Annotated in this window: 21 protein-coding genes; 6 read left to right on the forward strand and 15 right to left on the reverse strand. The window is 60.5% G+C overall.

The window, feature by feature from the left end; all coding sequences use genetic code 11:
- From J5J06_07475 to J5J06_07490, 4 genes are all read right to left on the reverse strand, one after another.
- A partial coding sequence (locus J5J06_07475; GenBank protein ID MCO6436911.1) for a hypothetical protein occupies nt 1-283 on the reverse strand: 283 nt, incomplete at its 3' end.
- Complete coding sequence (locus J5J06_07480) at nt 252-740, reverse strand: phage terminase small subunit P27 family (protein ID MCO6436912.1); 489 nt, start codon at nt 738-740, stop codon at nt 252-254. The genes J5J06_07480 and J5J06_07475, both read right to left, overlap by 32 nt.
- 315 nt (nt 741-1,055) lie before the next feature.
- Nucleotides 1,056-1,376 carry an HNH endonuclease gene (locus tag J5J06_07485; GenBank protein ID MCO6436913.1) on the reverse strand — a complete coding sequence of 107 codons (321 nt, stop codon included), beginning with the start codon at nt 1,374-1,376 and terminating at the stop codon, nt 1,056-1,058.
- Nucleotides 1,377-1,462: 86 nt separating this feature from the next.
- A complete protein-coding gene (locus J5J06_07490; protein MCO6436914.1) occupies nt 1,463-1,663 on the reverse strand; it encodes a hypothetical protein in 201 nt (66 codons plus the stop codon).
- 122 nt (nt 1,664-1,785) lie between these two features.
- Here J5J06_07490 and J5J06_07495 point away from each other — a divergent pair, with 122 nt between their 5' ends.
- From J5J06_07495 to J5J06_07510, 4 genes are all read left to right on the forward strand, one after another.
- Nucleotides 1,786-2,130 (forward strand): hypothetical protein, encoded by a 345-nt coding sequence (locus J5J06_07495; protein MCO6436915.1) that lies wholly within the window; start codon nt 1,786-1,788, stop codon nt 2,128-2,130.
- Between the two features lie 78 nt (nt 2,131-2,208).
- A complete protein-coding gene (locus J5J06_07500) occupies nt 2,209-2,580 on the forward strand; it encodes a winged helix-turn-helix domain-containing protein (protein MCO6436916.1) in 372 nt (123 codons plus the stop codon).
- The gene (locus J5J06_07505; GenBank protein MCO6436917.1) at nt 2,580-2,756 is read left to right on the forward strand and encodes a hypothetical protein; all 177 of its coding nucleotides are present in this window, start codon (nt 2,580-2,582) and stop codon (nt 2,754-2,756) included. Before J5J06_07500 ends, J5J06_07505 begins: the two co-directional genes overlap by 1 nt.
- A 146-nt stretch (nt 2,757-2,902) precedes the next feature.
- On the forward strand, nt 2,903-3,175 hold the full coding sequence (locus J5J06_07510; GenBank protein MCO6436918.1) for a hypothetical protein: 273 nt from the start codon (nt 2,903-2,905) through the stop codon (nt 3,173-3,175).
- On the opposite strand, the gene J5J06_07515 is transcribed toward J5J06_07510, so the two are convergent.
- The 7 genes from J5J06_07515 to J5J06_07545 all read right to left on the reverse strand — a co-directional run bounded on the left by J5J06_07515 (nt 3,147) and on the right by J5J06_07545 (nt 10,171).
- On the reverse strand, nt 3,147-4,556 hold the full coding sequence (locus J5J06_07515; protein MCO6436919.1) for a DNA modification methylase: 1,410 nt from the start codon (nt 4,554-4,556) through the stop codon (nt 3,147-3,149). The genes J5J06_07510 and J5J06_07515 overlap by 29 nt on opposite strands.
- Nucleotides 4,557-4,955: 399 nt before the next feature.
- Nucleotides 4,956-6,986, reverse strand: a complete 2,031-nt coding sequence (locus J5J06_07520) for an AAA family ATPase (protein ID MCO6436920.1) — start codon at nt 6,984-6,986, stop codon at nt 4,956-4,958.
- Entirely contained in the window at nt 6,983-7,297 is a 315-nt protein-coding gene (locus tag J5J06_07525) for a hypothetical protein (GenBank protein ID MCO6436921.1), read from the reverse strand. The genes J5J06_07520 and J5J06_07525 overlap by 4 nt, the downstream gene beginning before the upstream one ends.
- A gap of 28 nt (nt 7,298-7,325) precedes the next feature.
- Nucleotides 7,326-7,916 carry a sigma-70 family RNA polymerase sigma factor gene (locus J5J06_07530; GenBank protein MCO6436922.1) on the reverse strand — a complete coding sequence of 197 codons (591 nt, stop codon included), beginning with the start codon at nt 7,914-7,916 and terminating at the stop codon, nt 7,326-7,328.
- A gap of 158 nt (nt 7,917-8,074) precedes the next feature.
- Nucleotides 8,075-8,398, reverse strand: coding sequence for a hypothetical protein (locus J5J06_07535; GenBank protein ID MCO6436923.1), 324 nt, complete (start codon nt 8,396-8,398; stop codon nt 8,075-8,077).
- Between the two features lie 179 nt (nt 8,399-8,577).
- Nucleotides 8,578-9,579, reverse strand: coding sequence for a hypothetical protein (locus J5J06_07540; GenBank protein ID MCO6436924.1), 1,002 nt, complete (start codon nt 9,577-9,579; stop codon nt 8,578-8,580).
- A gap of 127 nt (nt 9,580-9,706) precedes the next feature.
- Nucleotides 9,707-10,171: a hypothetical protein gene (locus tag J5J06_07545; GenBank protein MCO6436925.1), complete on the reverse strand. Its 465-nt coding sequence runs from the start codon at nt 10,169-10,171 to the stop codon at nt 9,707-9,709.
- A gap of 371 nt (nt 10,172-10,542) precedes the next feature.
- Here J5J06_07545 and J5J06_07550 point away from each other — a divergent pair, with 371 nt between their 5' ends.
- Nucleotides 10,543-10,824: a hypothetical protein gene (locus tag J5J06_07550; GenBank protein MCO6436926.1), complete on the forward strand. Its 282-nt coding sequence runs from the start codon at nt 10,543-10,545 to the stop codon at nt 10,822-10,824.
- Entirely contained in the window at nt 10,821-11,258 is a 438-nt protein-coding gene (locus J5J06_07555) for a hypothetical protein (protein ID MCO6436927.1), read from the forward strand. The genes J5J06_07550 and J5J06_07555 overlap by 4 nt, the downstream gene beginning before the upstream one ends.
- Nucleotides 11,259-11,793: 535 nt before the next feature.
- Here J5J06_07555 and J5J06_07560 read toward each other — a convergent pair.
- The 4 genes from J5J06_07560 to J5J06_07575 all read right to left on the reverse strand — a co-directional run bounded on the left by J5J06_07560 (nt 11,794) and on the right by J5J06_07575 (nt 15,915).
- Entirely contained in the window at nt 11,794-12,219 is a 426-nt protein-coding gene (locus J5J06_07560; GenBank protein ID MCO6436928.1) for a hypothetical protein, read from the reverse strand.
- A 5-nt stretch (nt 12,220-12,224) separates the two neighbouring features.
- Complete coding sequence (locus tag J5J06_07565; GenBank protein ID MCO6436929.1) at nt 12,225-13,787, reverse strand: recombinase family protein; 1,563 nt, start codon at nt 13,785-13,787, stop codon at nt 12,225-12,227.
- On the reverse strand, nt 13,780-14,319 hold the full coding sequence (locus J5J06_07570; protein ID MCO6436930.1) for a DUF2924 domain-containing protein: 540 nt from the start codon (nt 14,317-14,319) through the stop codon (nt 13,780-13,782). Before J5J06_07570 ends, J5J06_07565 begins: the two co-directional genes overlap by 8 nt.
- 498 nt (nt 14,320-14,817) lie before the next feature.
- Entirely contained in the window at nt 14,818-15,915 is a 1,098-nt protein-coding gene (locus J5J06_07575) for a hypothetical protein (GenBank protein ID MCO6436931.1), read from the reverse strand.
- Nucleotide 15,916: the final 1 nt, after the last annotated feature.

Here is a 15,916-nt window from a genome sequence, read left to right on the forward strand (position 1 = left end):
CGAAGATGAAGGCCTCCCGGTAGCGGCGGCGTCCGTCGCCACGCTTCCAGCCGAAGAGGTTGCCCACGATGGCTTGTTGCCACGGCTGGAGGATGAACGGCTGGCCCATCCACTCCCCGGCGGTGAAGGTAAGGCATTCGTGGAAGAAATCGACGGCGCGCTGGGCAGCGCGAACATCGAACGTGCAGCCACCGGTGTTCTCGAACGGATCGTAACCGGGGATGAGGCCGTAGACTTCGTCCTGCTTCAGCTTACCCCGCCTGGAAGAACCGCGCTTTGCCACTGGCGGCCTCCTGCTTCTGCGGGGCGAGTTGGATACGGGCTCTGGCGCTGGGTGTCATGCCGAACTCGGCTTCGAGCCGCGTGAGCTGTGTGGCCAGCTTGTTGGCGATGGCGACCTGTGGCCACTGCTGGAAGCACTTCACGGCGCCGTCGTCAGTCTTGATGGGGTACATCTCCCCGCGCTGGTCGATGAACTGCTCGGCCTTGCGCCAGCGACTCCACAGGCGGCAGTAGCGGCCGAGGGCGTTGCCGTCCACGCGGGTCAGCACGCCCATGACCTCGAGCAGCGGAACAAGATGATCCCAGGCCATGCCAGCGTCTTCGTCGAGCCAGTCGGGGCGGTCGGGAACGCCATCGGGGCCACGGACCTCCTGCTCCTCGCGCTTGCGCGTGACACGTTTGCTGCCGCGAAGCTTCAGCAGCGGCGTCGGCGTTGGGGCTGGTCCGCGTCGTCCCATGATTCTATCCAAGCATTGCCATGAGCCTGTCCGAGCCTGCGCAGAGCTTTTCGTGAGCTTTCATGAGCAAATCCAAGCCTGTCACAAGCTTTTTCATGAGCAAGGCAGAGCATCGCACAAGCATCCCCAAGCTTTGCACAGAGCATTGCGCAAGCAAATCGGGGTCGTAGCGTTTCTCACGGGCCAACCTGCGTTCTCGGCAGCGCCAGGGCGGTTTTCATGTTTCGACCCCTCCCCCCCATACGAAAACCGGGGGAGAAACGCGTGTCGGTGGCGACGTGGTATACACCGAAAATCCGTAGATATTTGACCGGCCTACCGGTCGTTAGGTGAGTTCCCGAAGCCACCGTCATACTTCACCGTCTTCTTCGAATGACAACTTGCGCAGAGCGTCTGCAAGTTCGATTCATTGTGCGTTCCGCCACGCGCCAGCGGCACGATGTGATCGACGACTTCGCCGGCGACGACGCGCCCGTCGTGATCGTTGAACGGGTCCTCGCACAGCGGATGCTTCATCAGGTACCAGCGTCGTACGCGCTGCCAGTGGCGGTCGTACCCACGTTGCGATGGCGACGGTCGTTGGCCGACACGCTTGATGACAGGCATCGATCGATGTCGCTTGGGCGCGTAGGGCATGGTCGTTCTCCATCGCTCCAATCATACGCACGCAATCGGCATGTCATTCCAATCGTTGGAACACGTTGAGCGTGGAATGCGTACGCTCACTCCTGCACCAAGCGGAACCGATAGCCGCACTGCTCATTCATGCACCGCACCCACGACAGCGCGCTGCCGTCGCCCTGGTCGCTGACGGTGCGGTATTTGCGTAGCCGTACGCCGCCGCATCGCGGGCAGCGCGGGCGTTCGACGGTGATGGTCATCAGGCGTCTTTTGGGTGATTCAGGCTTATCTTGAAAGCACATCGATGCGGCCCTCCTTGGACCAAGGCAATGGCGGGAATTCCCCGGGAATTAGCTTGATTCCGTTGGCAACCGTTGCCCTCATGTGGGTGTACGCATGGGGCGTACCGAACACGGAGAAGAACATGATGACGAACAACATGCCCGAGACGACCAACGACGAGCCGGCGGACCTGCTGGACACGCTCAAGATCACCGAGGTGCAACCACGGGACGCCGGTGGCTCGTGGGTGATGGGCAACATCGGTGGCCACCGCTTCGACGCGCTCGTGTTCCCCGAGCATGCCGCCTTCCCCGATTACGAATTGGACGCGAGTCGCATTTCCAAGCTCTGGGTCCAGCGCATCGCCGACCGCGCGGTGGTGGTCAATTTCGACCGCGGCTGGGACGTTCGGCCGACGACACCGGTTGCCGAGGAAATCGTCGACCTGTTGGTCGCCGGATTGGCCGAGACCGTTTGCGCCGATTGAACAGGTTGCAGAGGCAATAGATTCAAGACCATTTGGCCGCGTCGCGTCGACGTGGCAGGAACCAAACATAGGAGAAGAATGATGGAAACGACAAAGAGGACCGGATCGAAGAAGTCGAAGCGCGCCGCCAAGGCGAAGAAAGCCGCGACCAAGTCCACGGCGAAGAATGCCAGCGCGAAGGGCACCAAAGCCGAGAAGGTCGCCAAGCCCAAGCGTACCAGCGCGTTGGACGCCGCCGCGACGGTTCTCAAGAGCGCCGGCAGGCCGATGCGAGCGCAGGAACTCATCGCCTTGATGGCCGAGAACGGCCTGTGGTCCAGCCCGGCAGGGCGAACGCCTTCGAGCACCTTGTACGCCGCAATGATTCGCGAGATCAGCGCCAAGGGTAAGGACGCCCGCTTCCGCAAGGTCGATCGCGGGCAGTTCGAATTCAACGCGGGGGGCAAGTGATGACCAGCCACGACAACGGACGCGAGCCGATCGATCCCGTCGCGTTGGAAGACGCCTGTCCGCAATGCGGCGAGCGCGAATGCGACGAACTGGTCTGGCTCGACGACGAGCGCGTCGAATGCCAGCGGTGCAAGACGGTCTACCGACCGGACACGCGAGACCCGTCGTCCGAGTAGTCCACGTCACGAACCCTCCACCAACGCCTCGCATTCTCGCGGGGCGTCTCTCCGGTTGGACGGTGGCGCCACGGCTATCGTTCAGCATTGCACGCGTCCCGGTCTCCGTTATCATCCGGCTCATGAGCGGCGGCGCGGTCATCGTCATGAAACAGAACCGGTACCTTCGGCGCTTTCGCCAGGCCCGGGCCGATGCTGCCTCCAGGGCTTGCACGCTTGAAGAACTCAGCTTGCGGGATTCGTGGCTGTTTCGGCGCATGGCGGCGCGAGGGGTCTTTGTACAGGTGGAAGGCGACCGCTGGTATATCGATGCCGTGGCCGCGGAATCATTTTTGCGCCGCCGGGCGAGGATCATGCTCACGCTCGCCGCTGTTGGCGTCTTGATCATCATTATCGTGATGGTCCTGCTGGCTCGTTAGGGACAGCGACAGCATCCGGGACATCCTTCGCGGCAGACGAGGCCGACTGACAAGAGGATACGCATTCCGCTCTCCGTCCCGTAAACTTCTCCCACCTAGCGACGATGACATCCGCGTACAACGGGTCCAACTCCATCAAATACGCTCGCCTTCCCGTCTGCTCGGCCGCGATCAGCGTCGAACCGCTCCCTCCGAACAAGTCGAGTACATGTTCGCCGACGCGCGATGAGTATTGAATCGCCCGCACGGCCAGCTCGACGGGCTTCTCAGTGAGGTGAATCATCGATTGGGGGTTCACCTTCTTCACATGCCAAAGGTCAGTCACATTGTTCGGGCCGAAGAAGGAATGGGCTGCGCCTTCACGCCAGCAATAGAAACACCATTCGTGTGCACCCATGAAGTCTTTTCTGGTCAAGACGGGATGTTCCTTGTCCCAGATAATGGCTTGGCTGAAATACAGACCCGCCTCCTTCAATGCGGCGGGATAGTTGGCACAATTGGCATAACCACCCCAGACATACGCCACGCGGCCGGGGAGTAGCACGCGGCCGATCTGTCCGAACCAAGCCCGCAGCAACTGCGCGAACTGATCGTCACTCACGAAGTCGTTCTCCAACGGCCTGTCCTTCGCGCGCAGCTTCGCTGTTGTCTTCTTTGCCTTGGAATGACCACGAGCCAGGTCGAAACCCTGATGATGGGTGAGACCCCGCCTCTTGCCGTTGGCGCTGCTTTCCGCCGCCGGGAACGACGACAATCCCGCGCAGATGGCGTTATTCGAACGCGGTTCGACCTTGACGTTGTATGGCGGGTCGCAGTTACAAAGATGGATCACTTGGTCGTCCAGCAATTGGTCCACATCGTGGACGCTTCCGCTGTCGCCGCACAACAATCGATGATCCCCCAGCAGCCACAGATCGCCGCGTTTCGTGGTCGCCTCGTCCGGCGGCGCGGGAATCTCATCCGGACCGCATTCGCCTTCCTTGACGCCGGGGTCGAGGAACCGCGACAGCTCGTCGTCCGTGAATCCCAACAGCGACAGGTCGATGTCCATCGTCTGGAGCGCGGCCAGTTCTGCCGGGAGCATGTCCAGATTCCACTGGGCCAATTCGTTGAGTCGATTGTCCGCCAACCGGTAGGCGCGGCACTGGGCCGGCGTTAGCTCGGTGGCGACGTGGACGGGAATCTTCTCCAGCCCCAACTGCTTGGCGGCTTTCCACCTCGTGTGACCGACGACGATCACGCCGTCGCCGTCCACGACCACCGGCTGACGGAAGCCGAACTCCTGGATGGACCTTGCCACCGCCGCCACGGCCTCGTCGTTGGTTCTCGGGTTGTCCGGATACGGCCGGATGTCGGCCACCGGGCGCATTTGGATCTTCATTTCACAACCTCCGTTGTCTCACGCGGCGTCCTGGCGCCGCGTTCCATTCCTTGGCCACGTAACCGCCCCCTTGGGTCCCCCAACGCCGCCCCGTGGCCAGACGGGCCACCGTGGGGCGAGATCGCGGGCCGGGTGGCCGTTGGGTACGCGGTCGTTCCAGGGACGCCCAGCACGCGGACACGACCTGCTCCAGTACACGCGGAGGTACTTGGGGGGATGGTGGTAGGCCTCACCAACTTCTGCATTGCGAGGGCCTCGCGCGCGTGGGGTGCCGAACATGCGGAACATGCGGAACATGACCGCATACAGACCACCAACTTCCGCATGTTTTTCATCTTCCGCATCCCCTGTGTCTCAGGACCGAACGTCAACTTCCGCAACTTCCGCATCTCCGGGGGTCTACGCGCGCGCACGAGACGCATGCGGAACTTGCCCGTTGCCTTCACCCATGACAAACCACTCCGGCGGAGAACGGTCGGCCAACCAATACCACCACTCAGCGGGATCGGTTTCCGGCCGGCGCTCGAAGCAAAGTCGACCCGCCTTGCGCAGGTCCGTCCGGGCCCGCTCGAAGGCGTCCATGCTGAACTGCCGATCGGTTTCGACCTCCGAGAGTGCTTTGACATTGAGGTCGGCCGCGGTCATGGGTCCCAAGTCCAGAGCATTCGCAATGAACTCCGCCGCGCACTCCCGCTTGGACTTGCGACCCTCGCCCTTGCGCTGACCAATGAGCATCTCACCCGGAGTGAATGTGACGGGTGCGAAGTCGTAGTGGATGTACGGCGCCCCGGTGTCGGCGACCCGAATCTTCCACGACAGCGGGTCCGGCGTCGGACCGATGGAGAACTTGATCCACATGGCGACGCGCCGGGGGTTCTTCTCCTCCGCGGGCTCGTTCGGGTCGGTGCCGATGAATACCACGCAACGCATGGCTTCCGTCCACGCCGTGGAACCGGCGATGCGCTCCAAGGGGTCGGTATTCCGCCAGTCTTTGTTGGGGTGTTTGATAATCAGAACAGCGCAACCGACGGTTTCGGCCAGGGCCTTCAGGGGCTGGATGATCTCGTTACGGACCTGTTCGTTGCTGTTTTGCTCAACGCTGCCCAGGTAGCTGGTTACCGGCGAGACGACAATCAAGCCAACGTCGCCGATACGCCGGGCGAGCCGATGAATCTTCTCAACGTCCCGCTGGATGCTGATGAACCGGGTCCGGTCGGGATTGTCGGTAGGGGCGCCCTGCACGCAGCGGATTCGGGTCAAATCGGCGCCGGCGGCCGCGAGTCGGGGAACGATGGAAGATTCGAGGTGTTCTTCGGCTTCGAGCAGAATCGCGCTACGGGGGGCGCGCCGCGGTCCGGTTCGATCGTCCGGCCAGGGCGAGCCCGTGGTGATTCTGGCGATGATGTCGTAGGCGAACAGGTTCTTAGACGCGCACTGTCTGCCGCCAAGGAGCGTGCAGGATTCCGAGGGAATTCGCCCATCCCACAGGAATGGCTGTGCGCGAGGGGTGACGTCCGCGAGCCGCACGATAACGAGGTCGGGCTCCTCCTCGACGACAGGGGCCATTTCCACCAATTCTTCGAGCTCGTGGCGGATGTCGTCGTCGGTGGCCCCATTCTCACGGCGCATCGCAACGAACTGTTCAATGTCGTCGCCGTCGTTTACGACCGGAAGGCGGACCACCCTGATCATTGGAGCAGGGCTCAGCCGTTTGAGTGCCTCAAGTACATCCTTCGTGTGCGTCTCGCCGGCGGCGTCGTGATCGGGGCAGATGATGATGGTCTTCCCGGCCAGGGGAGACCAGTCAGTCTTCGAAACGGCCTTGGCGCCGTGGGCGTTGGTTGTGGCGATCAGGCCAAGTTCACGGAAGAGTTCGACGCATTTCTCACCCTCGCAAAGCCAGATGATCTTCGCATCGAGCAATTCGGGCAGGCCGTAGAGCGGCAGCAATCCGGGCGGGTCGCCGAGACGCCAGCCGGTGGGGGAGGGGCGCAGGGGGCGATACTGTTTGGGCCTGCTGCGCCGACAGTCGTCGAAGCGCAGGACGCGGAAGACCTCATCCCCGTCCGCATTCTGGTATACCCAGGCGCCGCTGAGCCGTCCCCCGAGTGATCGCGCCAGGTGGGCCTTCGCTGCCGATTCCGTCGGGAAGGCGCGACCATTGTTCGACGGTGCCCGGCTGGCCTTCACTGTCGGCAAAGGCGAACGTTCCGGAAAAGCGTCCGAAGGCTTCAAGCCCACGGAATTGAGGATGTCATTGAATTCACAGTTGGCGTGGCAGGTCGCGAGCAATCTGCCGTCGTCGCCCCGGCCAACGGAAAGGCTGGGGTTGCGGTCCGCGTGGGCGGGGCATTTTGCCGTCCACTGGTTCGGTCCCGCTGCGCGGACGCCGTCGAGCAAGTCGAGAAACCCGGCCACCGGATCCGTCATTGACCGACCGCCTCGGCTTCGGATGAACGGGTTATCGGTGGATGATCAACGGCGCGGACCGTGAAGGCTGCCTCGCCGAACTCCTTTGTCAGATAGCCCGTGAAAAGCTGGCAGATGGCGTGTCCGACTTCGCTACGTGCATCAATGGCGATTATCCGGCGCGCCTGATCGATGGAGTACGCGGCGTCCATCCGCACGGTGGATTCACCGAATAGGCCCTTCGCGCCTATTAATGCGAGGTGCAGCGTGCACTCGACATCCGCAATTGCGGCTTGTTCGTTGAATTCATAGCGATAGATCGCTGACATCATTGGGGCATCTCTCACTCGAAAGAAGCTTCTATTCTTTACTTACGCCGTTGCTCTTGGAGTTGGCCGGTCCGTCCGTGAGGTAAGCATCGAGTCCTGCCGACGCGAATACGTTGCGCAATGTTTGAAGGCGGCCCCGCACCTGCCCACGGGTCAGGCCCAGCCGGCGTGCCGCTTCGGAGACCGGCTCCTGCATCAGGAGAACGCAGAGAGATTGCAGATCGGCTTCCAAGCGACGGACGGCGTCTTCCACGTCTATTGCCAGATCGGCCTGTGAACAGCCCGTTTCGTGATGCGGATCGACAACGTCTTCGCAATCGGAGCATTCGTCAGTCGAATGCCCATCCAACGACACGCTCCTTCTGAAATCGCGGCATTGGGCGAACCTCTGCCGCAGAATCGACGCGATCCTGCTGCTGACAATTCGGTCGGCATACGTGTTGCGACTGCCTCGATTCGGATCAAAACCTGTCATCCGCTGAATCAAATGCAGCGCGAGGTCCTGCTCGAGGTCGGCACTATCGGAGCCGGTGAAACCGTATTTGCCGACAAGTTGATGGGCCTTCACGCGAATCAAGTTGGCTTCGTAATCACTGAGTGCTTGCAGACATCCCGTGTCCAAGGTTGCCTCCTTTGAGGAGGCTCACGGGTGTCGTCAGGGCACTGCCCGACCAGGCAAGCAGCAGAGGCGTTGCGAGATCGCGATACTCCGCGACACCCGCAACGCCTCCGCTTAACGGCCGGCAAACTGCGCCGTGTTCGTCTGATCGTTGTTTCTTCTTAGACAGCTACGTGGCGTTGCTCGATTTCGACGATGAAGGGCAGGCCGTGACGAACATCAACCGTCACGCGTTCGCCTTGAACGAGCGGCTTCAGTGCGTCCAGAAGCGCTAAATGCTCTCGACGCAACTCGAAATCCTCGAGGTGCCGTTCCGGCCGCGGGTCATTGTCGCCGCTGGCGAGCTTGACTGTGCGCTGCGTGGACCAGGGAGAATCCAGATCGGGCTCCCCGTTCCTGACATGCAACGTGATGCGTCCGAAGTTGATCCGCTGGCACTGGCCGACAAGGCGTTGCCAGGGATCGGAGAGCTGCAGCATCCTCATGCGATTGTCCTCCGTCATTCCATTTGGGCAGCCGACGGACCGCCCGGTTAACGGGGTCATTTTCGCGAGGAATTCGTGCGCGCAACTTTGGCGCAACCACCGAATGTGCTGCCCTGGGCTGTGCAGCTTGGAATCGGCTTCAATGATGGGAGTTGCGCAACTTGAATCGGCGGGCTGCGCTAAGACTTTCGAGACGTGATCTCGCCGATGATGGCATTACGGATCTGAGCGACTTCTTCATTGCCAAGATCCTCCCGCTTCTGAATCCACGTGAGGAAACTGGAAATGCGCACCCGCTTCAAATGGCCAGCCTTGCCGTTGGTCTCGATTTGCTTACCGCAGAGTCGCGAGAAGCCACCCTTGTGGAACACTGGCTGCCCCAGCACCTGTTCCGTGGCCCTGATCAACTCGGCCTGTCGGGCCCATTCGTATCGATCGTCCGCCTGCGGGGCGTGAGCTTTCTGTGGGGGCGCTTCTTTCGCCGCTTCCGATTCTCGGCTCTTGCTTGAACGCACAACCGCGATCCCGGCGGGCGTCAACGTGTAACAACGGCCCCAAGGCGATTCTTCCAACGAATCAAGCCCGAGATCGTCAGCCAACTCCTTCTCCGCTGCGGGGTCATAGTAGAGCCAAGTCAGCCGGGGGAAAGTCTCAACCACCTCAGTAAAGATCGTCGAATGGTCTGCATCAGGTTCGTAGTAACGGGCGTCTCGCAGGGCTTCGTCCAGCTCGGAGTAAAGTCCGAAACTGACGCGGTATTCCCTGTAACGGCAGTCCTTGACGGTTTGATTCGGCCTGTCACCAACCAGATAAGGCGTGGTTCCGTTTTCAGTATCCATGCAGATGAATCTCCCGTCGCGCATGGACCTGCAACCGAGCACGGGCCAATGGCTATTGCGCTTCTGCACGAAACCCAGCGAATCCAACGCCGCCAGCCGCGCATGAACATCGAACTCGGCAATTGGCCAGCTCAGGCGATTGTCCCCGACTTTTATTAACGAAACCGTCGCGGCGTAAATGAGATAGGCCGCGACCGGTGATATGCGCTTCTCGCGGGCTCCTTTTCCGACGTAGGGGTCGAATTCGAACTCGTGAAGCGCCGCCAGAATACGTCGGTCGAAGGCGTCTATCAGCTTCGAGGGATCGTTTGCGCTCAAACCAACGTCAGTGCGCGAGGTCACCGGGTACGAACTCCTCAACCCTGGCCGTGTTTTTCACGCACCGACGGTTGCCGGGCTGGCGGTGAATTACGTAACTATCGCATTAATCATCATGACTTGACCTCGTGTCTATGAACAGAAGCAACGATCATGCCTTAGCGAGCCTTTCGTCCGCGATGTCATTGGGGTCCATGACCTCCTGATATTTCGTTGGGCGACGTCCCTTGCCCTTAGATCTTACAACAATGAATCCCCGCCTTGTTAAGGCGTTCAAGTCATTCATCAGTGATACACGAGACGGAATCCGCACTTCATTGCCGTATTTCTCCTCGTATCGCTGGGCCGCTTCAGCTCGAGTAAACTGATCACCCTCAAACGATTTGATGACGTTCGTCAATAACTGACACTTGCTTGCCGAAACCAAGCGCACGCGCCCGGTTCCGTTCTGTTTGGCCTTTTGCGTGTGTATCATGTCTATTTTTGCTTTAAGGCCGACTTCGCAATCGTGGAGGCGTCGTTGAAGTTGCTCCAGCTCAGCCGTGATCGCTGCACGCTCCCTGCGATAGGCGTCTACTGCTTCCTTTTCGATATCTTCCCAATTAACAGTGGACATAGCATCACTCCATCCGGTCCTTGACAAGGAGCGGATATCTGCTATACTTTAAAAATGCCCCCGGTGGGGATCGAACCCACAACGGCCCACGCCAACCCGATTTAGAGTCGGGCGCCTTTGCCAGTTTGGCCACGGGGGCGCAGAGTAACCGGCGGCGGACGGCGAGCGCAATCGTCGCCGCCAGCCGGTTTTTTGATGCTATTCGGACCGGGCGTAGCTGTCAAGTCATTTAGGGATTGCGTCTTGGCGACAAATGACAGGAGCAATTAATGGCCAAGGGCAAGGGAGCTTCTAGGACCGCCCAACGGCGCGGAGCATTCAAGCCAACGGCAAGGGTCACTTTCCGATACATCAAGAGCGGATTTCACCGGGTGATCACGGCCAACGGGATACACGGCGGCCCCACGCCAAATGGCAAGATGATCGCAATGTCGTTGTTCAACGAACGACAACCCATTCCTCAAGAGGAGGTGTATGGCGTCGACAAGAATGGGAAGCTGACGGAGAGGCCGCTTCAACGGACCCAGGAAGGCGACATCATCCGAGAGGTTGAGACAACCGTTCTCATGGAACCTCAAGTTGCCGCCAGAATCCGTGACTGGTTGGACGCCATGATTCGCGCCGTGCCAAATCAGACGGGACAGAAACCATGACCTTGTGCTTCGGGACAACAACGTCTATTAGCGACTATGCCGGGCATGTCGAGGCCATAGATATTAGCGCTGACAAGCAATACGTCGCACTTGACTGGCAAGTGCGCGTTCATTTTCAGAGGCTGGCTTCAGAATGGGAGCACGACATATATCATGTATCCTCTATGGAGAAGATGCGCGAACTGCCCAGCTTTCAAGCGCTGATCAGCCTCGGCAAGGCTGTGGTTCCGTTTGCAGTCGAGAGGCTTAAGCGTCACGTACTTTGGATTCTTGTACTTGAAGCACTCCTTGGAAAAGCTCCCTTTGCCGCGGAGGGAAAGGAACTACATGAAATCAAGAAAGCGTGGCTTTCATGGGCGCGCAAGCATGGTTACCTCACCTCGAATCGAACCAATCAGCGAAGAAACGCTGCGCGCATTTCCAGCACTTGCTGAGTCTGATTTCATTGGCCATAGCAACCCAAGTCCAGATTACAATTGCGCCGCTTTTACGCTCGGGTTCAAGAACAAGTGGAGATGGCCCGATCAGCAGGGCCGGTGGGTCAGCCATGCGCCCCTTGGACAGTCAGACAAAATATCTGTAGAGGTTCTGATTCGCGCCTACGAATCCGTGGGTTTTCAGGCGTGCGACAACGGGGAATTCGAACCTGGGTGCAAGAAAATCGCAATCTACGTCGGCGTCAATGGAATCGCAGAACACGTAGCAATGCAGCGGCCCGATAGGCCCGCCGGTCGTTGGTTTAGCAAGCTTGGAAGTGGTCACGATATTGAACATGATCTGTACGCACTGGAAGGCGACGAATATGGACGTGTCCACGGCGTTTTTCTGAAGAGGCAGGTACGACGTGCAAGAAGAAGAGCCGAGCGAATTGGCGGTTCCGATCGATGTAGGCCGCGCCCTTGAGCCCGGCAACTCCCGTGACCAGTGCAGACACCGCTGGCGGATGGGATGATCGACGTTCGAATCAAATCAGAACTGACTCGTCGTAAGCTCCCGCCACATCCGCCGCTGCTTCCGCCAGTCGGGTACGAGGGTGATGGGGCGGAGCTGCAGTTCGCGGATCGGGTCGCGACCCGACTCCACGGGCGGCAGGAAAAGAACCTCTTCCTGGATGTCTGGCGCCAATAGCGTAAGGTTCATTAATTGCGTGAGCCGCGCGCGGGTGACGTGGCCCAGGCGGGCGAGTTCGGCGTAGTCGCTGACCTCGCCGGCATCGACGAGCTTCTTCATCCGGATGGCCAGCGCTATCAACCTGGAGATACGGGGCACGCGGCCGAACACCGACGATGGTGGGGGAGGAGCGTTACCGTGACGTAGTTCCTTCCGCCCGCGACGCGCCCGGGCGAAGTGAATCGTGCTCCGCGTCGTAACCCGTCCACCCGACTCCTCAACCATCTTGCTCATGCCGCGTTCTCCGCTTCCTCGGCCAGCGCCTTGATGCCCGTCGGCCGAAACGTGACCGAAACCGTGTTACTGCGACCGTCATAATCGACCCGCTCGACGAGCAATCGAACGATCCGCGCTTGTTCGTGCGACGTCAGCGAATTCCAGATTGGATCGAATGCGGTAAGCGCTTGGATGGCCTCGGTTTCGTCCACGAGTTCGTCGCGCAGCGCGGCTTGCCGTCCCCGCACTTCCGAAAGCCGGGTTTCCAACCGGCGAAGTTCATCACGCTGGCCAACTGCGTTCGATTGGCTCGCGCCCACGCGCGAGGCGAGTTCCTGCTTCAACGCCTTGCTCTTTCGGGCGATGTCGCGCTCCAACGCGCTCTTCTCGCGTTCGAGTTCGGCGATCGCCTTCTGGCTCTGCGTTCGCACCTGCCGGACGGTCTCCGCCAGAACGCTGGGGTCGCGACCGATGCCACGAATCTGATCGACGACGAACCGTTCCAGCTCGCCGGCGGGCACGGACTTCGACGGGCACGTGTACCACCCACGCTTCTGGGCCTTCGTGCAGACGTAATACCGGTAACGCTTCGGTCCCTTGGACGAGGTCGAGTGGATCATCGCGCAGTCGCACGGAACGCAGCGCAGCAGCCCCTTCAGTAGCGCGCCGTGCTTGTTCTTCACGATCCCTCCGCCGGTGCGCCCGTTGCGTTGGAGCACGGCCTGGACGCGCTGCCAGAGCACCTCGTCGACGATGGCGTCGTGCTCGCCGTCGTACAGGTCCTGACGATGCCGGACCTTCCCGACGTACACCGGATTCGTCAGGAGGCGGTGAAGCGTCACCTTGTCGAAGGGGTGACCACCCAGCGCCCTGCCCTTGCGCGTCGTCCACGCCTTGGTGCGCCACTCGCGGCGGTCGAGTTCCTGGAGCACGGGCGCGATCCGCTCGTGGCCCAGGTACTGTTCGAATATCGCACGGACGCGGGCGGCCTCGTCCTCGTTGACGATGAGTTTGCATCCGCCCGGCGTGATCAGCAGGTCGTAGCCCAGCAGCGGCTTGCCGCCCATCCACTTGCCCTTGCGACGAGCGGCCGCGATCTTGTCGCGCGTCCGTTCACTGATGATCTCGCGCTCGAACTGGGCGAACGAAAGCAGGATGTTCAGGGTCAGCCGGCCCATTGAATGCGTGGTGTTAAAGGCCTGCGTGACGGAAACAAACGAAGCGCCGTGTCGGTCGAACGTCTCCATGATTCGGGCGAAGTCGAGCAATGAGCGGCTGAGCCGGTCCACCTTGTAGACCACCACGCAGTCGATCTTGCCGACCTCGATGTCGGCCAAGAGCCGCTGGAGCGCCGGGCGTTCCATGTTGCCGCCGGTGAAGCCGCCATCGTCGTAGCGGTCGGGCAGGCAGACCCACCCTTCGGCCCTCTGGCTGGCGATGTACGCCTCGGCGCTCTCGCGCTGGGCGTCCAGCGAGTTGAAATCCTGTTGCAGGCCCTCCTCGGTGGACTTGCGCGTGTAGATCGCGCAGCGGACCTGCGCCGTCGCGCTCTTGGTTTCGGTCTTCTTTCTACCCACGTGCGCCCTCCCTGCGCCGCTTCGGTTTCGCCGGCTTCGAATCCCGGTCCGCCTTCGATTTGGCGAGCTTGAAGAACAACAGCCCGTTCCAGTGGGAGCCGGTGATCAGCTTGGCGATCGCGCTGAGCGAGCGGAAGATCTGGCCGTCGTACTCGAAACCGTCCTGGTGAACCACGACGTGGTACGCCTGGCCGCGATAGACGCGGGTCAGCACGGTCCCCGGCGGCGGGACGCGTTCGTCACCGAGCGACGCCGCCGGCTTCGCGTCGTTCGCACCCACGGCCGTCAGCGGCGTTCGTGGGGCGGTGGTTCGCAGGTCGGTGTCACGGGCCAGCAACTCCGCCCGCCGCCGCGCCCGCTCCGACAGGTCGCCCTCGGCCAGCGACTGAATCCGCCATGCGATCCGCTTGAAGAGGAAGTCCTTGTTCCCGGCCCGCGTGGGCTCGCCGAAGACCGTTTCGTATTTTTGGCGGAGTTCACGGACGCCCATCTGCCTGAGCTCCGCGATCTCCTTTCCGATGTTCATGGCCATGCGTTTTTCTCCGTAACCGCCGCTCTCGCGGCGCGTTAACCACGTTGGCCATCAGGGCGACTGCTTCGAGAAACCTCAAGGCGAGTTTCGCCGGATTCCGAAAGACACTTCGATTTGCTTGCCCGAGCGTACGCACCGTCGTTGCGGATCCGATTCCGGCACGACCGGAAGCGCGGTAGCGAGCCCGCTCGCTCGGCGCGCATGCGGATCACGCCCGCCGCAAGGATCGCGGCTGCCTCGGCGATACGCTCGTCGGGTGGAAGGCTCGAGGGATCGGTAGGATCGAAGGGTTCGCGTCGAACGGCCATCGCAGGATCTCCGTGCGCCATGCCCTTCCGGCAGGCGCCGACGATGCCCACGACGACCTTCGCTTCGCGACCGGTGCGTCGTCCGGCGGATACGGGCCGGCGCAGCCCGCTACTGGTTACATACGCGGTACGTTAACAGAATGGTACGGTGGGAGAGAGGGCGCCAATAAGGTCCTGCACCGCAGGAAAGCTACGCTCGGAGGGAGTACAGCCAGCGATGGGCGCGGCCAAGCGCCGCTTCCACGGCGTCCTCACCGACCATTGACCCCCCCTCGACCGCAGCCTCAGTGAGCAGAGACCCGCCCGGAACAAAGACACTCGCGAGCGCCCCCAAAAAACGAAACCGCTTCATCTTCTTCTTGACTCCAAGCTCATGCTCCAAGACCTCAGCCAGCAATCGCCTGCCGAGTTCTGCGTCGAACTTCTCACCTCTAGCAAGAACCGCTGTGATGTCTGCCCGAAGCGATTCGACATTCTTGTTATTCCGAATGAATCTAATAACGCCGTCAACATTTTTGGGACGTAGCTGGGGCAGCGATAGCGTAAACAGGCTCCTAGCATGGTACGCGAGCAGATGGTCCTCCTGGCTGTCCCATCTCGCGGCATAGAGGCGCTCGTAGTATGGTTGGCTATCATCCCAATCGAGAACTGCCCCTTTCGTCTTGCATCTGAACAAGTCTTGAATCACCGTGTGGCACACCAGCGGCCTCAGAACCTCCTTAACATAGACAGCCTCCTTAGCCGTGAATGTTTTCCGTTTTGAGTTGATAATCCTCGTAATTGCCCTCACGAGCGTAGGATTGAGCGCGCCGTCGATCTTCATTGCCGCATTGACGACCGAAAAATGGTGTTCGTTTATCGTCCGCTTCTCCTGGCTTCCAAATTTCTGGAGAAAGGTCTCGCGGTCGGCCTTCAGCACGCTCCACTGAGCACGAACAGGACCAAGCCACCCTACGATGTCCTCGCACAGGCGTTCAGTCTTCTCACGAATCTTATCAATGCTCTGCTCAATAATCGCCTTGCCATCGAATGTTTCGAGTAGGCCCTCTGCCTTCAACTTCAAGATGCTTTCAACAAGGGGCGCCAGAAAACGCAGGCGAGATCTTTGTGCTAGAAGATAATCCAGCGCTTGCTGATCAAACAAGAAGCCCGTCCCAACCAGCAATAGTGAATAGTCCAGGTCAATGAAGTCCTGCCCTTCGACCCCGATGGGATACACGGCATGATCTGGTATGTCAGTTAGGATGTACGGATTGCCAAGTCCATACGATGATAGCAGGTACCTCATG

Source organism: Phycisphaerae bacterium, assembly GCA_024102815.1.
GTDB lineage: Bacteria > Planctomycetota > Phycisphaerae > UBA1845 > UBA1845 > JAGFJJ01.